Source organism: Burkholderia sp. ZZQ-2 (genome assembly GCF_050768715.1).
GTDB classification, from domain to species: domain Bacteria; phylum Pseudomonadota; class Gammaproteobacteria; order Burkholderiales; family Burkholderiaceae; genus Burkholderia; species Burkholderia cepacia.
The window spans coordinates 38,164-57,884 of the sequence record NZ_LDVA01000359.1 but is presented as its reverse complement, the minus strand read 5'-3'; the positions used below and the strand labels follow the sequence as shown (position 1 = coordinate 57,884).

General features: G+C 67.7%; 19 protein-coding genes and 2 tRNA genes. 8 read left to right on the top strand and 13 right to left on the bottom strand.

Translation table 11 applies throughout. The features are described from left to right. Positions 1–536: 536 nt before the first annotated feature. Both ABY44_RS35350 and ABY44_RS35345 read left to right on the top strand, forming a co-directional pair. Entirely contained in the window at positions 537–1,934 is a 1,398-nt protein-coding gene (locus ABY44_RS35350) for a sigma-54 dependent transcriptional regulator (protein ID WP_027788036.1), read from the top strand. A 41-nt stretch (positions 1,935–1,975) separates the two neighbouring features. Then, complete coding sequence (locus ABY44_RS35345) at positions 1,976–2,947, top strand: thymidylate synthase (RefSeq protein WP_027788035.1); 972 nt, start codon at positions 1,976–1,978, stop codon at positions 2,945–2,947. A 102-nt stretch (positions 2,948–3,049) separates the two neighbouring features. Here ABY44_RS35345 and ABY44_RS35340 read toward each other — a convergent pair whose 3' ends face one another. Together ABY44_RS35340 and ABY44_RS35335 are read right to left on the bottom strand one after the other, a co-directional pair. Next, positions 3,050–5,566, bottom strand: coding sequence for a DUF6600 domain-containing protein (locus ABY44_RS35340; RefSeq protein ID WP_060173868.1), 2,517 nt, complete (start codon positions 5,564–5,566; stop codon positions 3,050–3,052). Between the two features lie 162 nt (positions 5,567–5,728). Then, positions 5,729–6,436: an ArsR/SmtB family transcription factor gene (locus ABY44_RS35335; protein ID WP_027788033.1), complete on the bottom strand. Its 708-nt coding sequence runs from the start codon at positions 6,434–6,436 to the stop codon at positions 5,729–5,731. Positions 6,437–6,631: 195 nt separating this feature from the next. Here ABY44_RS35335 and ABY44_RS35330 point away from each other — a divergent pair, with 195 nt between their 5' ends. Together ABY44_RS35330 and ABY44_RS35325 are read left to right on the top strand one after the other, a co-directional pair. Then, positions 6,632–6,772 carry a hypothetical protein gene (locus ABY44_RS35330; protein ID WP_006753078.1) on the top strand — a complete coding sequence of 47 codons (141 nt, stop codon included), beginning with the start codon at positions 6,632–6,634 and terminating at the stop codon, positions 6,770–6,772. A gap of 129 nt (positions 6,773–6,901) precedes the next feature. Then, positions 6,902–7,414, top strand: coding sequence for an acyl-CoA thioesterase (locus ABY44_RS35325; protein WP_012328135.1), 513 nt, complete (start codon positions 6,902–6,904; stop codon positions 7,412–7,414). A gap of 56 nt (positions 7,415–7,470) precedes the next feature. On the opposite strand, the gene fumC is transcribed toward ABY44_RS35325, so the two are convergent. From fumC to ABY44_RS35310, 3 genes are all read right to left on the bottom strand, one after another. After that, a complete protein-coding gene (gene fumC / locus ABY44_RS35320; RefSeq protein ID WP_059681809.1) occupies positions 7,471–8,865 on the bottom strand; it encodes a class II fumarate hydratase in 1,395 nt (464 codons plus the stop codon). A gap of 155 nt (positions 8,866–9,020) precedes the next feature. Beyond that, positions 9,021–10,409, bottom strand: a complete 1,389-nt coding sequence (norM, locus tag ABY44_RS35315; protein WP_027788031.1) for a multidrug efflux MATE transporter NorM — start codon at positions 10,407–10,409, stop codon at positions 9,021–9,023. A gap of 134 nt (positions 10,410–10,543) precedes the next feature. Further along, a complete protein-coding gene (locus tag ABY44_RS35310) occupies positions 10,544–10,762 on the bottom strand; it encodes an RNA-binding S4 domain-containing protein (RefSeq protein ID WP_021159725.1) in 219 nt (72 codons plus the stop codon). Between the two features lie 269 nt (positions 10,763–11,031). Here ABY44_RS35310 and ABY44_RS35305 point away from each other — a divergent pair, with 269 nt between their 5' ends. Next, a complete protein-coding gene (locus ABY44_RS35305) occupies positions 11,032–11,433 on the top strand; it encodes a hypothetical protein (RefSeq protein ID WP_027788030.1) in 402 nt (133 codons plus the stop codon). 123 nt (positions 11,434–11,556) lie between these two features. Here the strand turns inward: ABY44_RS35305 and ABY44_RS35300 are convergent, their stop codons facing one another. From ABY44_RS35300 to fdxA, 8 genes are all read right to left on the bottom strand, one after another. Further along, the gene (locus ABY44_RS35300; RefSeq protein ID WP_027788029.1) at positions 11,557–12,339 is read right to left on the bottom strand and encodes a DUF4088 family protein; all 783 of its coding nucleotides are present in this window, start codon (positions 12,337–12,339) and stop codon (positions 11,557–11,559) included. 161 nt (positions 12,340–12,500) lie between these two features. Beyond that, positions 12,501–12,839, bottom strand: coding sequence for an AzlD domain-containing protein (locus ABY44_RS35295; RefSeq protein WP_027788028.1), 339 nt, complete (start codon positions 12,837–12,839; stop codon positions 12,501–12,503). Beyond that, positions 12,836–13,603 carry an AzlC family ABC transporter permease gene (locus tag ABY44_RS35290; protein WP_059486557.1) on the bottom strand — a complete coding sequence of 256 codons (768 nt, stop codon included), beginning with the start codon at positions 13,601–13,603 and terminating at the stop codon, positions 12,836–12,838. Before ABY44_RS35290 ends, ABY44_RS35295 begins: the two co-directional genes overlap by 4 nt. Positions 13,604–13,725: 122 nt before the next feature. Beyond that, positions 13,726–14,625: an AraC family transcriptional regulator gene (locus ABY44_RS35285; RefSeq protein ID WP_060173749.1), complete on the bottom strand. Its 900-nt coding sequence runs from the start codon at positions 14,623–14,625 to the stop codon at positions 13,726–13,728. Positions 14,626–14,686: 61 nt separating this feature from the next. After that, complete coding sequence (locus ABY44_RS35280) at positions 14,687–15,172, bottom strand: CreA family protein (protein ID WP_027788025.1); 486 nt, start codon at positions 15,170–15,172, stop codon at positions 14,687–14,689. 119 nt (positions 15,173–15,291) lie between these two features. Then, positions 15,292–15,367, bottom strand: a tRNA-Asn gene (locus ABY44_RS35275). A 71-nt stretch (positions 15,368–15,438) separates the two neighbouring features. Beyond that, positions 15,439–15,514: transfer RNA gene (locus ABY44_RS35270), tRNA-Asn, on the bottom strand. A gap of 102 nt (positions 15,515–15,616) precedes the next feature. Beyond that, positions 15,617–15,940, bottom strand: coding sequence for a ferredoxin FdxA (gene fdxA / locus ABY44_RS35265; protein WP_011351384.1), 324 nt, complete (start codon positions 15,938–15,940; stop codon positions 15,617–15,619). Between the two features lie 300 nt (positions 15,941–16,240). On the opposite strand from fdxA, the gene pncB reads away from it, so the two are divergent. From pncB to ABY44_RS35250, 3 genes are all read left to right on the top strand, one after another. Continuing rightward, a complete protein-coding gene (gene pncB / locus ABY44_RS35260; protein WP_021159717.1) occupies positions 16,241–17,440 on the top strand; it encodes a nicotinate phosphoribosyltransferase in 1,200 nt (399 codons plus the stop codon). Positions 17,441–17,528: 88 nt separating this feature from the next. Next, on the top strand, positions 17,529–18,191 hold the full coding sequence (locus tag ABY44_RS35255) for a LutC/YkgG family protein (protein WP_060173750.1): 663 nt from the start codon (positions 17,529–17,531) through the stop codon (positions 18,189–18,191). Positions 18,192–18,234: 43 nt separating this feature from the next. Next, positions 18,235–19,665 carry a sodium:proton antiporter gene (locus tag ABY44_RS35250; RefSeq protein ID WP_027788023.1) on the top strand — a complete coding sequence of 477 codons (1,431 nt, stop codon included), beginning with the start codon at positions 18,235–18,237 and terminating at the stop codon, positions 19,663–19,665. The last annotated feature ends 56 nt before the right edge of the window (positions 19,666–19,721 follow it).

Here is a 19,721-nt window from a genome sequence, read left to right as displayed (position 1 = left end):
ATCGGCACGAAAGAAAGTAAAAGATGTTTTCGCATGGTCGCTGTCTCCGACGGTTTCCCTATTCAGCGAAATGCATGCCATCGCGCCGCGACCGTTGTCGAGACTGCGATTCGTGCGCAAGCGTTGCGAGTTGCGTCGGAAAACGGCTGAAAATGTTTCAGGCCTGAAACGAGGGGGCTCGGGAATACTGCGGATTCAATCGATACGCTTCAAGGATGAAAATCGTCGCATGTGTCGATGACTGCATGCATCGCTGCACAGGTGCTATGTGCAGACGATTGACATGCATCGACCTCCTGAGCGATTCGGCCGTATCGCCCACGGCACTGAAATCGGATTGTCGTATTCAGTGCCTATAACTAAGCTATCTTGATCAAAATAACTGGACGCGAGATAAGCGCCATCATGCGAGGCTTTGTCGTTGCCGAGCATCGGCATGGCGAATCGAGCCGCCTTCGGCTGCCCCGATTCGATCCTTTCGCACGCATACTGACGTGCACGGCAATCGTTAGACGGTTGAGGAACGGGGTGAGCATATGGGAGTCGATCAGCGGCATGTGATCTACTATTCGCGCGAGCCGAACGACGCGTTGCGCGGCCATTTCGACGAATGCGGCTGGCGTGTCGATCTCGCGGAGACCGTGCGGGACGTACGGCGCGTCGTGCAGCACGGTGTCGCGACGGCCGGGCTGCTGGATTTTTCGCCGGGCTTCAAGCCCTCGGACCTGCGCGAACTCGAATCCTGTCTGAGCATTCAGCACATCGGCTGGATCGCGGCGACGCGCCGCGGCCAGTTGCAGGACGCCACGCTGCGCCATCTCATTCGTGACTACTGTTTCGACTACGTGACGATGCCGTACGAGACGTCGCGGATCGTCGAGACCGTCGGTCATGCGCACGGCATGGTCGCGCTGACCGAAACCGCTGCACCGCCCGTCGGCACCGGACGCAGCGAAGGCGAAATGGTCGGGACCTGCGATGCGATGCTCGGGCTCTTCAGGACGATTCGCCGCGTCGCGGCAACCGACGCACCGGTGTTCATCTCCGGCGAATCGGGTACGGGCAAGGAACTGACGGCGGTCGCGATTCATGAGCGCTCGTCGCGCGCGCACGCGCCGTTCATCGCGATCAATTGCGGCGCGATCCCGTCGACGCTGCTGCAGGCCGAGCTGTTCGGCTATGAGCGCGGCGCGTTCACCGGCGCGAACCAGCGCAAGATCGGCCGCGTCGAGGCCGCCAACGGCGGCACGCTGTTTCTCGACGAGATCGGCGACTTGCCGCTCGAAAGCCAGGCAAGCCTGCTGCGCTTTCTGCAGGAAGGCAAGATCGAGCGGCTCGGTGCCCACGTATCGGTGCCCGTCGACGTGCGCGTGATCTGTGCGACGCACGTGGATATGGACGCCGCGCTGCGCGAAGGGCGGTTCCGCGAGGACCTGTTCCATCGCCTGTGCGTGCTGAAGATCGAGGAGCCGCCGCTGCGCGCACGCGGCAAGGATATCGAGATACTTGCGCGCCACATGCTCGAGCGTTTCAAGGGCGACGCACATCGCCGCCTGCGCGGCTTTTCGCCTGATGCGGTCGCGTCGCTGTACGGCTATTCGTGGCCGGGCAACGTGCGTGAACTGATCAATCGCGTGCGCCGCGCGATCGTCATGTCGGAGGGGCGGATGATCACCGCCGCCGATCTCGAGCTGAACGAATTCGCGACACTCGCACCCGTGTCGCTGCTGGAGGCGCGTGAGGCGGCCGAACGGCAGGCGATCGAGCAGGCGCTGTTGCGCCATCGCGGCCGTTTCGCGGATGCCGCGCGCGAACTCGGCGTGTCGCGCGTCACGCTCTACCGGCTGATGTGTGCGCACGGCATGCGCGATCGCGGCGACACGCTGACAGGGTTTTCGGCGCCGTTGCAGGAGCTTCCGCATCACGCTTGCTAAAATTGGCGGGTACGGCCGCCCTCGCGGCCGAAGGAACCCGCATGAAACAGTATCTCGATCTCGTTCGTACCATTCTCGATACCGGCACCTGGCAGGAGAACCGCACGGGGATCCGCACCATCAGCATGCCGGGCGCGATGCTGCGCTTCGACCTGCAGCAAGGCTTCCCGGCCGTGACGACCAAGAAGCTCGCGTTCAAGTCGGCGATCGGCGAACTGGTCGGTTTCCTGCGCGCTTCCCGCAGCGCGGCCGATTTCCGCGCGCTCGGCTGCAAGGTGTGGGACGCGAACGCGAACGAGAATGCCCAGTGGCTTGCGAACCCGTATCGCCAGGGCGTCGACGATCTCGGTGACGTGTACGGCGTGCAATGGCGCCAGTGGCCGGGCTACAAAGTGCTCGACGCGGGCGCCGACGCGCAGATCGCCGATGCGACGCGCCGCGGCTTCCGGATCGTTACGCGTTTCGACGAAGACGGCGCGCCGAAGGTGCTGCTGTACAAGGCGATCGACCAGTTGCGCCAGTGCCTGGACACGATCATGGAGAACCCGTCCGATCGTCGCATCCTGTTTCACGCGTGGAACCCGGCCGTGCTCGACCAGATCGCGTTGCCCGCGTGCCATCTGCTTTATCAGTTCCTGCCGAACGCTACGAAGCGCGAAATCTCGCTGTGCCTGTACATCCGCAGCAACGACGTCGGCCTCGGCACGCCGTTCAACCTGACGGAAGGGGCCGCGCTGCTGGCGCTCGTCGGCCGGCTGACCGGCTACACGCCGCGCTGGTTCACGTACTTCATCGGCGACGCGCACATCTACGAGAACCAGCTCGACATGCTGCAGCGCCAGCTCACGCGCGAGCCTTACGACAGCCCGCGGCTCGAGATTTCCGAGCGTGTGCCGGATTACGCGAAGACAGGCGTCTATGAGCCCGAGTGGCTGGACCGGATCGAGCCGTCGGATTTCTCGCTCGTCGGCTATCGCCACCACGAACCGCTGACCGCACCGATGGCCGTCTGATCGCGCGGCCCGGACCGCGCGGAGGCACCGATCCGCTTCCTGCAGGAAAATGGCCCGACCGGCTGATACCGGTCGGGCCGTTTTGTTTCACGTTTGCCGCGCTTACTGGCGGTGCCGCTCTTCGTGGCCGCCTTGCGGGGGCGGGTTGCCCGGGTGTGGCGCTTCGACGTGCGGCGCCGGTTGCGGCCGCGGTTCCATGTGCGGTGCGGGCATCGACGGGCGCGGCTCCATGCGTGGCGCCGGTTGCGGTCTCGGCTCCATGCGCGGCGCCTGCGGTTGCGGGCGCGGCATGTCATGCACGGCGGGGGCCGGCGGCCGGTACTCGTTCACACGTGGCGGGGCGACCTCGCGGTGCGGCGCCGGTTGCGCGAATTCGGGGTGCGGTTGCGGTTGCCCATGCTGCGCCGGTGTCGGGAATTCGGGGCGCGGGCGCGGCTGCGGAATCTGCGCCGTATTGTCGAGCCGTGGTTGCGGCAGTGCGCGCGGCGTTTCGTTCCGGCCCCCGGGCTGCGCGCCCTGCAGCGTCGGCGCGCCCTCCGGATGCGGGATCGCCGCGCTGCGCACGGGCGGCAGCGCATTCTGTCCCGCCGCATGCAGTGCAGTCGGCGGAGCAGGGCGCTGACGCTCCATCGGTGTGTGCGGCTGCATCCACGCGGGCGACGGCGCCTCGGCCGCGTGCGCATTGCCGATGCCGGCCGGACGGTTGTTCGCTACCGGCGGATGGGGGACACCGTTGCCGGGCCCGAACGCCTGATGCGGCGCGGGGTTGCCGGGTGCCTGCGGCATGCCGCCGTTGGCGAAGTGCGGTGCGCCGGGGTTTTCGCCGTTCGTGGGCCGCGCGACATTCGGCACGCCGGGCACAGGTGTTCCCGGCCGCCCGGCCTGCAAGGCGGCCGGCTGGCCTTCGCGAGGCGCGCGAGCCGGCTGCACGACGGGGCCGTGCGGATTCACGAGCTGCACGTTGTGCATCGCCCATGCGCCGCCACCCGGTTTGCCCGGTACGCGGACCGGACGCGCCGTATAGTCGGCCGGCACGTTCGTCTTCACGACGGGCGCGCCAGCACCCGGCACGCGCCCGCCTTGCTGCGCGAGGTGGGCGGCGGCCTGGTCGCGATACGCGGCCGGCACGGCGGGATTGCGCGTGGCGACGTACGGATGCTGGGCAATTGCCGCCGGCGGGCGGTAGCTCGCATTGCGCAGCCCGCCGGTGAAGCTCTGGCGCACCGGCGCAATGCCCGGCGTACCCGGCGTGACATGCGCATTGCGCCATTGCTGCGGGTCGACGTGCTGCGAGAAGTGCGCGACAGGCTGGCCGTGCACGAACGCGGAAGCCGGTACGGCCGTGATCGCGTGCGGCGCATGGAAGTTGACGTAGGTCTTGTTGATGTTGGTGATATTGGTGATGTTCGTCACGTTCACGGTCTTGTTCACGTTGACGTTGTTCACCACGATGTTGCGGTTCACACGGTCGTAGTAGTGCGGGCTCCAGCTGCCCCAGCCCGGATGCCACGGTTCACCCGGGCCGAGCGCGAACCACGCGCAGCCGGCCGCGGCGACGCCGCCCACCGTGAGCGCGACGCTCCAGTCGGGGCCGCCGCCACCGCCCACGAACGCGACGAGTGCCGGTGCATAGGCCGGCGGCTGGCTGACGGCCAGCGGGCCCGGTACCCAGGCCCAGCTATCGTCCACGTACGCCCAGCGGCCGTAGTGATACGGCGCGAAACCCCATGGCGCGTCGTCGACCCACGTCCAGCCCCACGGGGCCTGCCAGATCCAGTGGCCGTCGTGATACGGCGCCCAGTCCGCCGGCGTATCGTTCGGCACCCATACCTGGCCGTAATTCGGGGTGTCGCGCCACGTGCCGTTCGCGTCGAGATCCTGGTAGCCGGGAATGTCACGGGACACATAACGGGCCGACACCGAGCGTTCCTCGGCCGCGTCGCGGCTGGCGGCCCACCGGTCGAGCGCATCGGGGCCGGGAGCAGCGGCTTGCTGCGCGACCTGCAGGTCGGTGCCCGTGAACACGACCTGCTGCCCCGGTGACAGCGGATACTGGCCGTTGCTGCCGTAGACGGTCGCGCTGCCGCTGCGCACCGTGACCGTCGTGCTCGCGCCGTTCGGCGCGACGTCGACGCGATAGTCGCCGGGGCCCGTGATGCCGAGCGCGAGGTTCGGCGTGTCGATTTCGTACGATCCGCCGGCCGGCAGATCGCGCACGTGAGTCGATACGGTGCCGAGCCCCACTTTCAGCTGGGTCGTCGTGTCGTCGAGGTTCAGCACCGACAGGCTCGTCGACTCGCCGAGCCGCACCGCGGTCGAGCCGATGTGCAGTTCCGAGCGCGCGCCGGCATCGTTCCAGAGCTGGTCGCCGGTCGTCAGCGGCCGGTTCACGGCGGCATACGACCACGTATCGGTGCCGGCCGGCTCGGTCGTCACGGCGCCCGACAGGTAATTGAGCCGTGCGACACGGCTGGGCGGGTCGCCGCCCGGTTGCCGTGCCGCGGCCGCATACGGAGGGGCGCCGGCCGATTGCGCGAATGCGGGGGGCAGGGCCGCAAGCGCGACGAACGCGAGCAGCGTGCAGCGGGCGGTTCGCTTGAGCGTGAACAGGGTGGCCATGGTGAGCGTCTTCGTCATTGTCGCGGCGCGTCGATTCGTGCCGTTGAGTTCACAATATCCGCTCGGCCTGTTTCAATGCTCGGTGTTTTGTAAGTCGAATGGCACGCGATGTAACAAAACCTGTCGATCGCGCGCCGTTGTCGTGCAGACGCAATGCGGGCGTCAAGCGGACGTAAGCCACTCGTCGAAAACCTGCTGTCCGGGCACGGTGACGCGCAGCACGCGCGGCCGTGCCGCACGCTCGATCCAGCCGTGCGCGCAGAAGCTCTCGAGCAGTGCCGCGCCGAGCGCGCCGCCGAGGTGTGAACGCCGCTCGCTCCAGTCGAGGCATCCGCACGCGAAGCGGCGCCGGCGCGTGCGCTGCTGTGCGACGTCGATGCCCCATTGCGCAAGCGCCTGGGTGCCGAGTTCGGTGGTCTCGATCGCATCGCCGTCTGCCTGGAGCCAGCCGCGCGCAGTGAGCCCGTCGAAGATGCGCACCGCGAGTTCGCCGGCCATGTGGTCGTAGCAGGTGCGCGCATAGCGCAATTCGGCCGGGACCGTGCGGGACGGCGGCGGCGCCGCGCGATGCGGCGCGGCCGCGCGGGCGACGTTCGCGAGTGCCTCGAGCGATGCCGCGATGTCGGCCGATGCGATCCGGTAGTAGCGGTGCCGGCCGCGCACGTCGAGCGCGAGCAGGCCGCCTTCGGTCAAGCGCGAGAGGTGGGCGCTCGCGGCGGAGGGCGACAGCCCCGCGATCATCGTCAGCTCGCCTGCCGGTCGTGCGCTGCCGTCCATCAGCACCCACAGCATCGCGGCGCGTCCCGGGTCGGCGATCAGCGAACCGATGCGGCTCAGGCCCGGAAAGTGGTGGTCGTCTTGGTCGGTCATCGTCGTGTCTCGTCAGGCGGGATGGTCTCCAGTGTAGTGGGCGCGCGCATTCGATGTTTCGGTTCCGGCTGAAATGTCGGATGCAGACGCGCCGGCGGCGTCGGTGCGGCGAACCGGGCCGCGGCCGCGTGCGGCCCGCGCGTAGAATGGCCGAAAGCGGCGGCAGCGGGCTGCCGCACGTGACACGACGCAACGATGAAGACGATTTTCTGTTTGCTGGCGGCGGCGCTCGTCTGCGCGGCCTGTGCGCAGGGCGGTGCGGGCGCGGCCGGCGAGCGCGGCGGCAGCCTCGAGATGTACGGGACGATCGATCAGGGCATCACGGTGCGCCGCTGACCGGCGCCGGCCACATGCACGCCGGGCACGGCCCCACAGCCGCGCCACGCGGGGCGCCCCGCGACGCGTTGCCGCAGTGCAACGTATAATCGGCCGATTACAGCGCCCCTGCCGCCTGGAGCCTACACGATGTCCCAACCGTCCCCCGTACCGGCCGCCCTCGACCGCACCGAAACCGTATTCCGCTTCCTCGCCGAACCGTCGTCCGTGAACTTCGGCGGCAAGGTGCATGGCGGCGCGCTGATGAAGTGGATCGACGAAGTCGCGTATGCGTGCGCGGCCGTCTGGTCGAGCCGCTATTGCGTGACGGTCAGCGTCGGCAACATCCGTTTCCAGCGTCCGATCCTGGTCGGCAATCTCGTCGAGCTGAAGGCGCGCGTCGTTGCGACGGGCCGCACCAGCATGCACATCCATGTGTCCGTCCATGCCGGGGATCCGAAGGGCGGCGTGCTGCGCCAGACGACCGATTGCCTCGTCGTGTTCGTCGCGGTCGACGAGAACGGCAACCCGGTGCCGGTGCCGCCGTTCGTGCCCGAGACCGACGAGCAGAAGGTGCTCGCGAAATATGCGGCCGACGTGCGGGCCGCGCTCGACAAGATCGTCGAGATGAAGCCGGAAGAAGTCGCGAAGGGCGCGGTCTGACCGCGGCGGGCGCCGCGCATCGCGCCGCGCCCGCGATTCCGCCGGTCGTCGTTCCGTCAGCGCGCCCCGATCATCTGCTCGGGGCGCACCCACGCATCGAATTCCGCCTCGGTCAGGTAGCCGAGCGCGAGCGCGGCGGCCTTCAGCGTCGTGCCTTCCTTGTGCGCCTTCTTTGCGATCTGCGCCGACTTGTCGTAGCCGATGTGCGGATTGAGCGCCGTCACGAGCATCAGCGATTCGTTCAGCAGCAGGTCGATCCGCGAGCGGTTCGGCTCGATGCCCACCGCGCAATGGTCGTTGAAGCTCTGCGCGCCGTCGGCGAGCAGCCGCACCGACTGCAGCACGTTGTGCGCGATCATCGGCCGGAACACGTTCAGCTCGAAATTGCCGCTCGCGCCGCCGACGTTGACCGCGACGTCGTTGCCGAACACCTGGCAGCACAGCATCGTCACGGCTTCGGACTGCGTCGGGTTCACCTTGCCCGGCATGATCGAGCTGCCCGGCTCGTTTTCCGGAATCGACAGTTCGCCAAGCCCGCAGCGCGGCCCGCTCGCGAGCCAGCGGACGTCGTTCGCGATCTTCATCAGGCCGGCAGCCACCGTCTTCAGTGCGCCGTGCGCGAACACCAGTGCATCGGCGGCCGCCATCACCTCGAACTTGCTCGGCGCCGTCACGAACGGCAGCTTCGCGAGCCGGCCGATTTCATCGGCGACACGCACCGCGAACTCCGGATGCGCGTTCAGCCCCGTGCCGACCGCGGTGCCGCCGAGCGCGAGCTCATACAGGTGCGGCAATGCCGATTCGACGTGACGGATGCCCTGGTCCAGCTGCGCGACATAGCCGGAAAATTCCTGGCCGAGCGTGAGCGGCGTGGCGTCCTGCAGGTGCGTGCGGCCGATCTTCACGATGTCGGCGAAGGCCTTCGACTTCGCGTCGAGCGTCGTGCGCAGCGTGCGCAGCGCCGGCAGCAGGTGGTTGACGATCGCGTACGCGGCGGCGACGTGCATGGCGGTCGGGAACACGTCGTTCGACGACTGGCCGCGGTTCACGTCGTCGTTCGGATGAACCTTGCGCGCTTCGCCGCGCTCGCCGCCCATCAGTTCGCTCGCGCGATTCGCGATCACCTCGTTGAGGTTCATGTTGGTCTGCGTGCCGGAGCCCGTCTGCCACACGGCGAGCGGGAATTCGCGCGGATGCTTGCCGGCGATGATCTCGTCGGCCGCGTCGATGATGGCGCGCGCCTTGTCGTCGGCCAGCACGCCGAGCGACTGGTTCACGGCCGCCGCGGCGCGCTTGACGATCGCGAGCGCGTGGATCAGCTCGGGCGACTGCTTCTCGGTCGAGATCCGGAAATTCTGCAGCGAGCGCTCGGTCTGCGCGCCCCAGAGCCGGTCGGCCGGTACGGCGATCTCGCCGAACGTATCGCGTTCCATCCGAACTGCTTCGTTCATGATCCACTCCTCCAGGAAAGGGGAAAGGCCGCGCGTCGTCGCGCGGCATCAGGCATAACCAGACGTATCGTGAGGCAGTCGCGCCGCTGGCGCGGCGTCTCGAGGTCTTCAGCCGACTAGCATAGCGCCGGCCGGGATTTCGCGTCGTGTCGAGCTCAGTGCGGCGACGTCATGAGCGACGCGCTCTTCAGATGAAAGCGCCACGCCATCAGCACGGCGACGCTGGCAAGGCCGGCCGCGAGACCCCACCAGAGGCCGCGGGCACCGAGGCCCACGTGGAACGCGAACCAGTAGCCGGTCGGAAAACCGATGCCCCAGTAGCCGAGGGTCGCCGCGAGCATCGGGATGCGCGTGTCCTTCAGGCCGCGCAACGCGCCCGACGCGACGGTCTGCGCGCCGTCGACGATCTGGAACACCGCGGCGATGCCGAGCAGCGACGCGGCGAGCGACACCGTGGCCGCGTTCGACGGATCGTCGAGGTTCAGGTACAGGCCGACGATCGCGTGCGGCGCGACGATCAGCACGATGCCCGACAGCGTCATGAACGCGACACCGAGGCCGAGGGCGACGAAACCCGCGTGCCGCGCGGCGACGGGCGCCCCCGCGCCGACCCAGTAGCCGACGCGCACGTTGGCGGCCTGGCCGATCGCGAGCGGCACCATGAACGCCACCGACGCGACGTTCAGCGCGATCTGGTGCGCGGCCAGCGACGTCGCGCCGAGCACGCCGATGGTCAGGCCGGTTGCGAGGAACAGCGTCGACTCGACCCCGTACGTGATCGCCACCGGCCAGCCGATGCCGATCAGCTCGCCCATCATGGGCAGCTTCGGGCGCGCGGCGGTGACGAAATGGCGGAAGCGCTGCCGGCCGTGCAGGAGCCAGATCAGGGCGAGCGCGGTGAGCCAGATCGTGATCGTCGTCGCGACCGCCGAACCGAGGAAACCGAGGCGCGGCAGCCCGAACGCGCCGTGGATCAGGCCGTAGTTCAGCACGGCGTTGACGCCGACGCCGCCGATCGACACCCACAGCAGCCGCCGCGCCGCGCCGATCGCCGGAAGGAATGCACGCATCAGCCCGACACCGATCAGGCTGCCGAGCGCGGCGAAGCGCAGGATGCCCGTGTATTCGCCGACGTGATGCGCGAGCAACGGCGGCTCGTGGAACATCAGCAGGATCGGTTCGGACAGCGACAGCGCGATGATGGCGGGAATCGCGAGCAGCACGGACAGCGCGAAGCCGGTCCAGTAGATGTGCGGTACGCGCTCGTCGGCCTTGGCGCCGCGTGCGTGCGCGACGCTGACGCTGACCGACGACAGCACGCCTTGCAGCACGGTCACGATGACGAAGAAGAAGTTCGCGCCGAGCCCGCCCGCGGCGAGCGAATCGGGGCCGAGCGAGCCGAGCAGCACCGTGTCGGTGACGCTCATCGCCATCTGCGAAAGCTGCGCGATCGCGAGCGGCGCGGCGAGGCGGGCGGTATCGGCGGCATGACTGGACAGGGACGGCGGCGCGGCGGCCGTCCGCGTAAGACCGGAATGCGACATGGAATGGGCGCTCGCGCGGGTGCGGGCCCGCGCTATATGTATTTATTTTGAGAGACGGCTAGCTTACGGCTTTATTCGAACCGTGTCGAACGCGCGCGCCGATGGCCATGTCGCAGGCAGGGGAACCGTCGGCCCTAGGCTTCGCGCACCGCAATGCGCGTGTCGCCGAGCAGGACGACCTGGCCCGCGCGGATCTTGCAGGTCTTGCGCAGTTCGACCGCGCCGTCGACTTTCACCGCGCCGGACGCAACGATCAGCTTCGCGCTGCCGCCGCTGTCCGCGAGGCCGGTGATCTTGAGAAGGTTGTGCAGCTCGACGTATTCGCCGGTCAGCGTGAAATCCAGGTTGGGCATGACGAAGAAGGTGCGCAAGGCGCGGGAGGAAACGCTCCGCATCATACGGCACCGCGGGCCGGCACGCGAGCGCGGGCCGCCGCGGCATGCAGTTGTTAAGGACTGTGAGCGATTCGTCAGCAAATGAAACGGTGGGTAACAGTCTGAGAGATTCGAGAACCGGCCGGGCGCGCCGCGGGTCTTTTTCGTACCTGCTGCGTGTTGCGGCAGGGGAAGCGACGGGCCGCATCGCTGCGGTTCGGGCTCACAACTTCCTGAGGAGAATTGCCATGTCCAAGATTCGTACGATGCTGATCGGTGCCGCGCTGACGGCGTTCGCTACTTCGGCCGCATTTGCCCAGACGGGCACGGCGGTGCAGGGCACGGCCGGTGCCGGCGTGCAGGCGCAGACGCCGGCGGCGGGTGTCGGTGCCGGCATGCAGGGCAGTGCGGGCGCGAACGCGTCGGGCAATGCTGCCGGCGGTGCAACCGATGCGGTCGGCGCGGCAGCCGACGGCGCGAAGGATACGGCGTCGTCGGCCGTCCATTCGGCCAAGAAGCACACGAAGCATGCCGCGAAGTCGGCCAAGAGCCATGTCGGTTCGGCCAAGGCGAAGGCCGGCGAAGCGACCGAAGGCGGCGCATCGGTCGGTGCTGAGGGCGGTGCATCGGCCCAGGGCGCCACGCAGTAAGCGGTGCCTGGCGCCGCGCGACGCTCGTCCCTGACGGTGCGTCGCGACGGTGGTCATCCAACGGCCCGGTTCGCATTGCGCGAACCGGGCCGTTTTCGTGTGTCGATGCGCTTGGGGGCGCCGTTACGGGCGGCGCTGTCCTTGCCCTTGTCCCGGACCCTGTGCCGGCCGCGCGGCAGCCGGGGTGAATACGCTGCGCAGCCACGCGGCGAGCCGTGCGAAGACGTCGTACGGCTCCTCGACGAAGATCTCCGGCTTCAGCAGCCGCAGGTATTCCATGATCTGCTGCGCTTCCTGCTTCTGGAACGAGCCGTGCGCGAGCCCGAGGCGCAGCAGCCCGCGCAGTTCGCCGAGCTTGTCGCGCGCGGTGCTGCCGACGCTCATCTCGCACGCGAGCTTGGCCTCGTAGACCCGTTGCCGCAGCGATTCCGCGAGCCGCCACGCCGGTGTCTGCATCAGTTCCTCGAGTGCCTGGATGTCTTGCGCCGCTCCCTTGATCTGCGACGCGAGCGGGTCGATCAGCGACGGGTCGCCCTGCGCTTCGGCGACGATCGCCTTCGCCCAGTCGCGGCAAGCCTTCGCGAGTTCGTCGGGGGTCCATTCGGAGCGGGACGCGAAGCCGAAGCCGAATTCGCCGGCCTGTCGCATCAGGATCGCGACGACGTCCGGGAATTCCTTGTCGAGCGTGCGTTTGGCCCACGCGTACTGGCCGCCCTGCAGCATCCGCTGCACCGCGTGCTCGGTCAGCGGCACCATGTTGTCGAGCAGTTTGGCGCGCAGGAAATCCTCGAACGACGGCGTCGCGAACTGCGGGTCGAGTTTCAGCGACACGCGGACGAACGCGTCGTAGTCCTTGCGCAGGGACTCGAGCGTGTCGTCCTTGAGGGAAAGGGTGATCTGGCCCATGAATCGTCTCGATGGCGGCCCGCGCAAGCCGGCGGCCGGCACGGCGCACCGGGGCGGGCGCAGCGTCGACTGACCGGTGCGCGCCGAGGCCGGTGGCGGGTCTTCATCCCCTATATCGGCCTGCCGGGCGGAAACTTGAGCGCGCGTGACCGAGCGTGTGCTCAGGCGGGCAGCCAGTGGGGCAGCACGACCCCTTGCCAGAAGAAGAACACCGCGAGCCCTGCCGCGATCGTCACGAGCGGGCGGCGGGTCGCTGCCGACACGAGCACGGCCGCCAGCGCGCCGACGAGCTGCGGATTGCGCCAGGTCAGCTCGGCCGTGCCGCCGTGCGGCGAGACGGCCATCGGCACGATGATCGCGGTCAGCACGGTGACGGGCACGAAGCCGAGCGCGGTCCGCACGAGCGGCGGGAAGGCCAGCCGTTCGCCGAACAGGAACAGCGTCGAGCGGATCGCGTACGTGATGACGGCCATCCCGAGAATCAGCAGCGCGTAGCTCACGATGCGGCCTCCGTGCGCGAGCCGGCACGCGATCGTTCGTGCAGCAGCGTGAGCGCGACGCCGATCGCGACGCCGGCGGCGACGGCGCCGAGCAGTCCGAGCTTGTACGGCCAGCCCTGCCAGAAGTACGCCAGCGTGCCGGCCGTCACGGCCGCCGCGAAATAGCGCAGGGTGCCGAGCTGCGGGACGACGATCGCAATGAAGGTGGCCGCCATCGCGAAATCGAGGCCGAGCGACTGCAGGCCCGGGAACGCCGCGCCGAAACCGATGCCCGCGAGCGTCCAGACCTGCCAGTTCAGGTACATCGCGAGCCCCGATCCGAAGAAGTAGTGGGGGCCGATCGCGCCGGGCGGGAAATGCCGGTAGTGCGCATAGGCGACCGCGAACACCTCGTCGGTCATCAGCGCGCCGAGCGTGGCGCGCCAGCGCAGCGGCAGGTGCGCGACATAGGGCGCGAGCGTCGCGCTGTACAGCAGGTGACGCAGGTTCACGATCAGCGTGGTCGCGAGCACGACGACGAAGCTTGCGCTACCCGCGATCAGGCCGAGCGCGATGAACTGCGCGGAGCCCGCGAACACGGCGAGCGACATCAGCGTGCCATGCCACGCGGCGAGCGGGCCGCCGCCGACGAGCGTGCCGAAAATCACGCCGAACGGGGCGGCGCCAATCATCATCGGGATCGTGTCGCGCGCGCCGTCGAGCCATTCGTTGAACGGGCGGCGAGCGGGTGATGCGGGTGTCGGGTTCAAAGGGTGCTCCTCCATGAACGGGAGGATAGCGGGCGGGGGGCGAGCCGGCTTGTATGTTCTTGCGCTTGGACGGCGAGCCTGTGCTTGCCTGCTTGCAGGCGCCGGCGGCATCGCGTTGGCGGGCCGGACGCCGCGCGTCAGCTCGCCTGCCAGCGCCCGGGCGGTACGCCGAACATGCGTTTGAAATGTCGTGTGAAGTGGCTTTGGTCGACGAAGCCGCTGGCCGCGGCGACATCGGCGACGGGCACGCCCGCGCGCAGCGGCGCCAGCGCGCGCTGCAGGCGCAACTGGTTGCGCCACGCATGCGGCGGCATGCCGTTCGTGCGGGTGAACAGGCGCGCCGCGTGGAACGGCGACAGGCCGGCTGCCTGCGCGACTTCGTCGAGCGTCACCGTGCACGTCAGATCGGCGGCGAGCCGTTCGCGCATCGCGTCGACGCGGGGTTCGTCCGACGCGAGCGGCGCCGGTCGCGGCTGGGCGTCGGCATGGCGCACGATTAGCGTCGACAACGCATCGAGCATCGCCGTTTCGGCGGCGAGCGGATCGTAGATGCGGGGTGCGCCCGTCGCCGGAACGTCAGCTGCTTGCCCGTGCGCCTGCGAGGGCAGTGCGTGCTCGCTGCCGGCCTCCATCATCCGATGCGCCAGCGTGAGCCGCGCCGCCAGGTCGGCGTCGCGAATCACGTCGGGCGCAAACCACGGCGCGTCCTGCGGGCGGCCGGCGATCGCGCTGGTGAGTTCGCGGATGAAATCGACCGGCATGTAGCTGACGCGATAGCACCAGCCTTCGTCGGCCGCACGCGAGCCCGTATGCACTTCGCCGGGATTGATCACGGGCACGGTGCCGGTTTCTGCGACATGGCCGCTGCCGCGATAGGTGAAGCGTTCCGCGCCTTCGAGAATCACGGGGATCGTATACGCGTCGTGCCAGTGGGGCGCGAACGTGTGGTCGCGATAGGTGGCCGTGACGAGATCCGCATCGGGCAGCAGCGGCGTGCGCCAGTAGCGTGCGGAGTCGGGAAGGCGGGTGGCGGACATGATCGGGCGCGGGGCGGTCGAACCGACAGTGTATCGCTCGCGCGCCCGGCGGGCGCGGGCTTTACTTGACCGGAATCGTCGTGCCGGCCGGCATCGGCACCGCGGTGACGGCATTCTTCGGGCTGCCGCTGACGATGCGGTCGCTGTAGGTCAGGTAGACGATCGTATTGCGCTTGGTGTCGACCACGCGCACGACGTGCAGGGTCTTGAAGATGAACGACATGCGCTCGCTGAACACGTCGGTCTGTTGCTTGAGCGGCTCCTTGAAGCTGATCGGGCCGACCTGCCGGCACGCGATCGACGCTTCGCTCGGATCCTCGGCGACGCCGAGCGTGCCCTTGATCCCGCCGGTGCGCGCGCGCGACACGTAGCAGGTCACGCCGTTCACAACCGGATCGTCATACGCCTCGACGACCACGCGATCGGAGCCCGTGACGCGGAAATGGGTGTTGACGCTGCCGACTTCCTCCGCGTGCGCGAGCGGTGCCGCGGCGAATGCGGAAAGCAGGAGGGCGAGTGGTGCTGAGCGGAGGAGGCGGTGCTTCATCGACGGAACCGGATGCGAATGCGGGACAGAGACTCTAGCATGCGCGCGACCGGGCGACGAAAGCCGAAAGGCGGGCCGGAAAAACAAAAGGCCCGTCGAATGACGGGCCTTTCGCTATTTGGCTCCCCGACCTGGGCTCGAACCAGGGACCTACGGATTAACAGTCCGGCGCTCTACCGACTGAGCTATCGGGGAATAAATCGGTACATCTGCTTGTTTGTCTACCAGCAAAAAGCCCGTCCACTTTCAACGGGCCTTTGCGTTTTTGGCTCCCCGACCTGGGCTCGAACCAGGGACCTACGGATTAACAGTCCGGCGCTCTACCGACTGAGCTATCGGGGAACAAACAACAACAGCAGAGAAACAAGATTGTATGGAGCGTTGATCAACCTGTCAACACTTTTGGCCGCGGCGCACAAAAAATTTTTTGCGGCCGCTGCGCGATCAGCGCTCGAGCAGGTGCAGCTTGTCCTGCACGTCCTTCCACTCGTCCGCGTCGGCCGGCGCCGGCTTGGTCTTCGTGATCGACGGCCAGTCCTTTGCCAGTTCGGCGTTCAGCGCGGTGAACTGCTGCTGGTCGCCCGGAACGTCTTCTTCGGCATAGATCGCATTGGTCGGGCACTCGGCGACGCACACGGCGCAGTCGATGCACTCGTCCGGATCGATGGCGAGAAAGTTGGGACCTTCACGGAAGCAATCCACCGGGCACACATCCACGCAGTCCGTGTATTTGCACTTGATGCAGCCTTCGGTCACAACGTGAGTCATTAAAACGCTCCTGCTTGGCGGTATATATGGGGTGGCGTTTGCGCCAAAACCGGCATTGTAACTGAAGCGCAAAACCCGCATGGCGTGGTCGGCTATCCGGCTTATATCGTTTCGTGATTAGTTTATGGCGGCCCGCAGAAGGGACTCGCCGACGGGGCGCGTGTGCCGTACGGCGGCGCGGCCGGGCAGGGCGGCAGGCGGTTTCGCGATGGTCGGGCCCGCATTCGGGTAACATGGCCGGCAGACCGGGCGGCGCGCGGTGCGCCGGGGCCCTGTCACGATACTGGCGGTGCCGTAATCATGATCATCACTTCGCTGCTCGACACGGATCTCTACAAGTTCACGATGATGCAGGTCGTCCTGCATCACTTTCCTGCCGCAAACGTCGAGTACCGCTTCCGGTGCCGTACGCCCGGCGTCGATCTCGTGCCGTACATCGACGAGATCCGCGACGAGGTGCGCGGCCTGTGTTCGCTGCGCTTCACCGACGTCGAACTCGACTACCTGCGGCGCATGCGCTTCATCAAGAGCGATTTCGTCGACTTCCTCGCGCTGTTCCACCTGAACGAGAAATACATCTCGATCACGCCATCGCCGAAGGGCAACGGCGAGATCGACATCGTGATCGAGGGGCCGTGGCTGCACACGATCCTGTTCGAGATCCCGGTGCTCGCGATCGTCAACGAAGTCTATTTCCGCAACACGCAGCGCGAGCCCGACTATCGCGAAGGTCGCGAGCGGCTGTGCGAGAAGATCAAGCTGCTCGGCGCGAAGCCCGAGTTCGCCGACTGCAAGATCGCCGACTACGGAACGCGCCGGCGCTTCTCGAAGGTGTGGCACGAGGAAGTCGCCCTCACGCTGCGCGACGGGCTCGGCCCGCAGTTCGCCGGCACGAGCAACGTGCTGTACGCGATGAAGCACGGCATCACGCCGCTCGGCACGATGGCGCACGAGTATCTGCAGGCGTGCCAGGCGCTCGGCCCGCGGCTGCGCGATTCGCAGATCTACGGTTTCGAGATGTGGGCGAAGGAATATCGCGGCGACCTCGGGATCGCGCTGTCGGACGTCTACGGGATGGACGCGTTCCTGAACGACTTCGACATGTACTTCTGCAAGCTGTTCGACGGCGCGCGCCACGATTCGGGCGATCCGTTCGAGTGGGGCGAGCGCATGCTGCGCCACTACGAGGCGAACCGCTGCGACCCGCGCACCAAGGTGCTCGTGTTCTCGGATGCGCTCGACATCCCGAAGGTGATGCAGTTGTACGAACGGTTCCGCGGCCGCTGCAAGCTCGCATTCGGCGTCGGCACCAACCTCACGAACGACCTCGGCTACGTGCCGCTGCAGATCGTGATCAAGATGGTTCGCTGCAACGGGCAGCCGGTCGCGAAACTGTCGGATACGCCGGGCAAGAGCATGTGCGACGACAAGGCGTATCTCGCGTACCTGCGCCAGGTGTTCGGCATCGCGCAGCCGGTCGAGGAAGGCGCGTCGAAGTAAGCGTCGGCCGAACGGCCAAAACTGCGTCGCGGCGGGGCCGGCCGGTATAATCCGACGGTATCGCCCGCCAACGTCACGAGGACCGTTCATGGACACTTCCGCTGCCCGTCGCCAGATCCTCGCGCGCATTCGCGCGGCGCAGGGGCGTGCGGCCGAACCCGATGCGGCCGAGCGCGACGGCGTTGCCGACTATCTCGCCCGTCATCCGGAGGGCCCGCGCCCGCCGGCGCCGGCCGACCTCGTCGGGGCATTCGTCGACGAAGCGGCCCGTCTGTCGACGACGGTCGACGAAGTCGCGGCGCTTGCCGATGTGCCGGCCGCCGCGGCCCGCTACCTGTCCGCTCACGGCCTGCCGACGCAGGCCGTCGCATGGCGCACGCTGGCCGATTTCGACTGGGCGGGCGCAGGCCTGTCGGTCGAGTTCCGCAAGCCGCGCGACGGCGATCTGGTCGGCCTTACCGGCTGTTTTTGCGCGACCGCCGAAACGGGCTCGCTGGTGCTGCTGTCCGGCCCCGACACCTATGCGTCGGCGGGCCTGTTGCCGGAAACGCACATCGCGATCGTTCCCGCGTCGCGGATCGTTGCCGGTCATGAAGACGCATTTGCGCTGATCCGCGCGGAGCGCGGCGAATTGCCGCGCGCGGTCAATTTCGTGTCGGGCCCGTCGCGCACGGGCGATATCGAGCAGACCATCGTACTGGGCGCGCACGGCCCGTACCGCGTTCACGTGATCGTCGTACGGGGCGCATGACGCGCCCGCTGCATCCACCACCATTCGAACAAGGAAGTTCTGCATGAAACGACATGCCGCCTGGGCGGGCATGGCGTCGGGGATCGCGCTTGGCGCCGTTCCCGCGCTTGCATCGGCCGCAACGCTCGACGGTGCCGCGCTGTCTGCCCTCTGGGGTATCCCGTTCGCCGGGATCCTGCTGTCCATCGCACTGTTCCCGCTCGTCGCCCCCGTCTTCTGGCATCACCACTTCGGCAAGATTGCCGCCGCGTGGGCGGTCGTGTTCCTGATCCCGTTCGGATTCGCGTTCGGCGCGGGCACCGCGTTCGGCACGCTCGTGCATGCGCTGCTCGAGGAATACATTCCGTTCATCGTGCTGCTCACCGCGCTCTATACGGTCGCGGGCGGCATCTGCGTGAACGGCAATCTGCATGGATCGCCGAAGCTCAATACCGCGATCCTCGCGCTCGGCACGCTGCTCGCGAGCGTGATGGGTACGACGGGCGCCGCGATGCTGCTGATCCGGCCGCTGCTGCGCGCCAACGACAACCGCAAGCATGTCGTGCATGTCGTGATCTTCTTCATCTTCCTCGTCGCGAACGCGGGCGGCTCGCTGTCGCCGCTCGGCGATCCGCCGCTGTTCCTCGGTTTCCTGAACGGCGTGAGCTTCTTCTGGACGACCACGCACCTCGCGCTGCCGATGCTGTTCATCTGCGCGGTGCTGCTGACGCTGTTCTTCGTGCTCGATACGTACTTCTACCGGAAGGGCGGCGAGGAGCGGCCGGCCGTGCTCGACCCGACGCCGGACGGCGCGGCGCTGTCGATCGACGGGAAGATCAACTTCGTGCTGCTCGCGGCCGTGGTTGCGCTCGTGCTGATGAGCGGCATCTGGAAGCCGGGCATCGCGTTCGACGTATGGGGCACGCACGTCGCGCTGCAGAACCTCGTGCGCGACGTCGCGCTCGTGGGCGTGACGCTCGCGTCGCTCGCGCTGACGCCGCGCTCCGCGCGCGAGGGCAACGCGTTCAACTGGGCGCCGATCGAGGAAGTCGCGAAGCTGTTCGCGGGGATCTTCGTGACGATCGCGCCGGTGATCGTGATCCTGCGCGCCGGCGCCGACGGCGCGTTCGCGCAGATCGTCCACCTCGTCACGGGGCCGGACGGCAAGCCGATCGACGCGATGTACTTCTGGGCGACGGGCATTCTTTCGTCGTTCCTCGACAACGCGCCGACCTATCTCGTGTTCTTCAACCTCGCGGGCGGCGATGCCCAGTCGCTGATGACGACCGGCGCGTCGACGCTCGCCGCGATTTCCGCGGGCGCGGTGTTCATGGGCGCGAACAGCTATATCGGCAACGCACCCAACTTCATGGTGAAGGCGATCGCCGAATCGCGCGGCGTGAAGATGCCGAGCTTCTTCGCGTATCTCGGCTGGGCGCTGGTCGTGCTGATACCGGTATTCCTGCTGACGTCGTGGCTTTTCTTCACGGCGTAAGCTGACGATTTTCAACCTTGAGCGGGCGGTCCCGGCGGCGCACGACGCACTCCGAT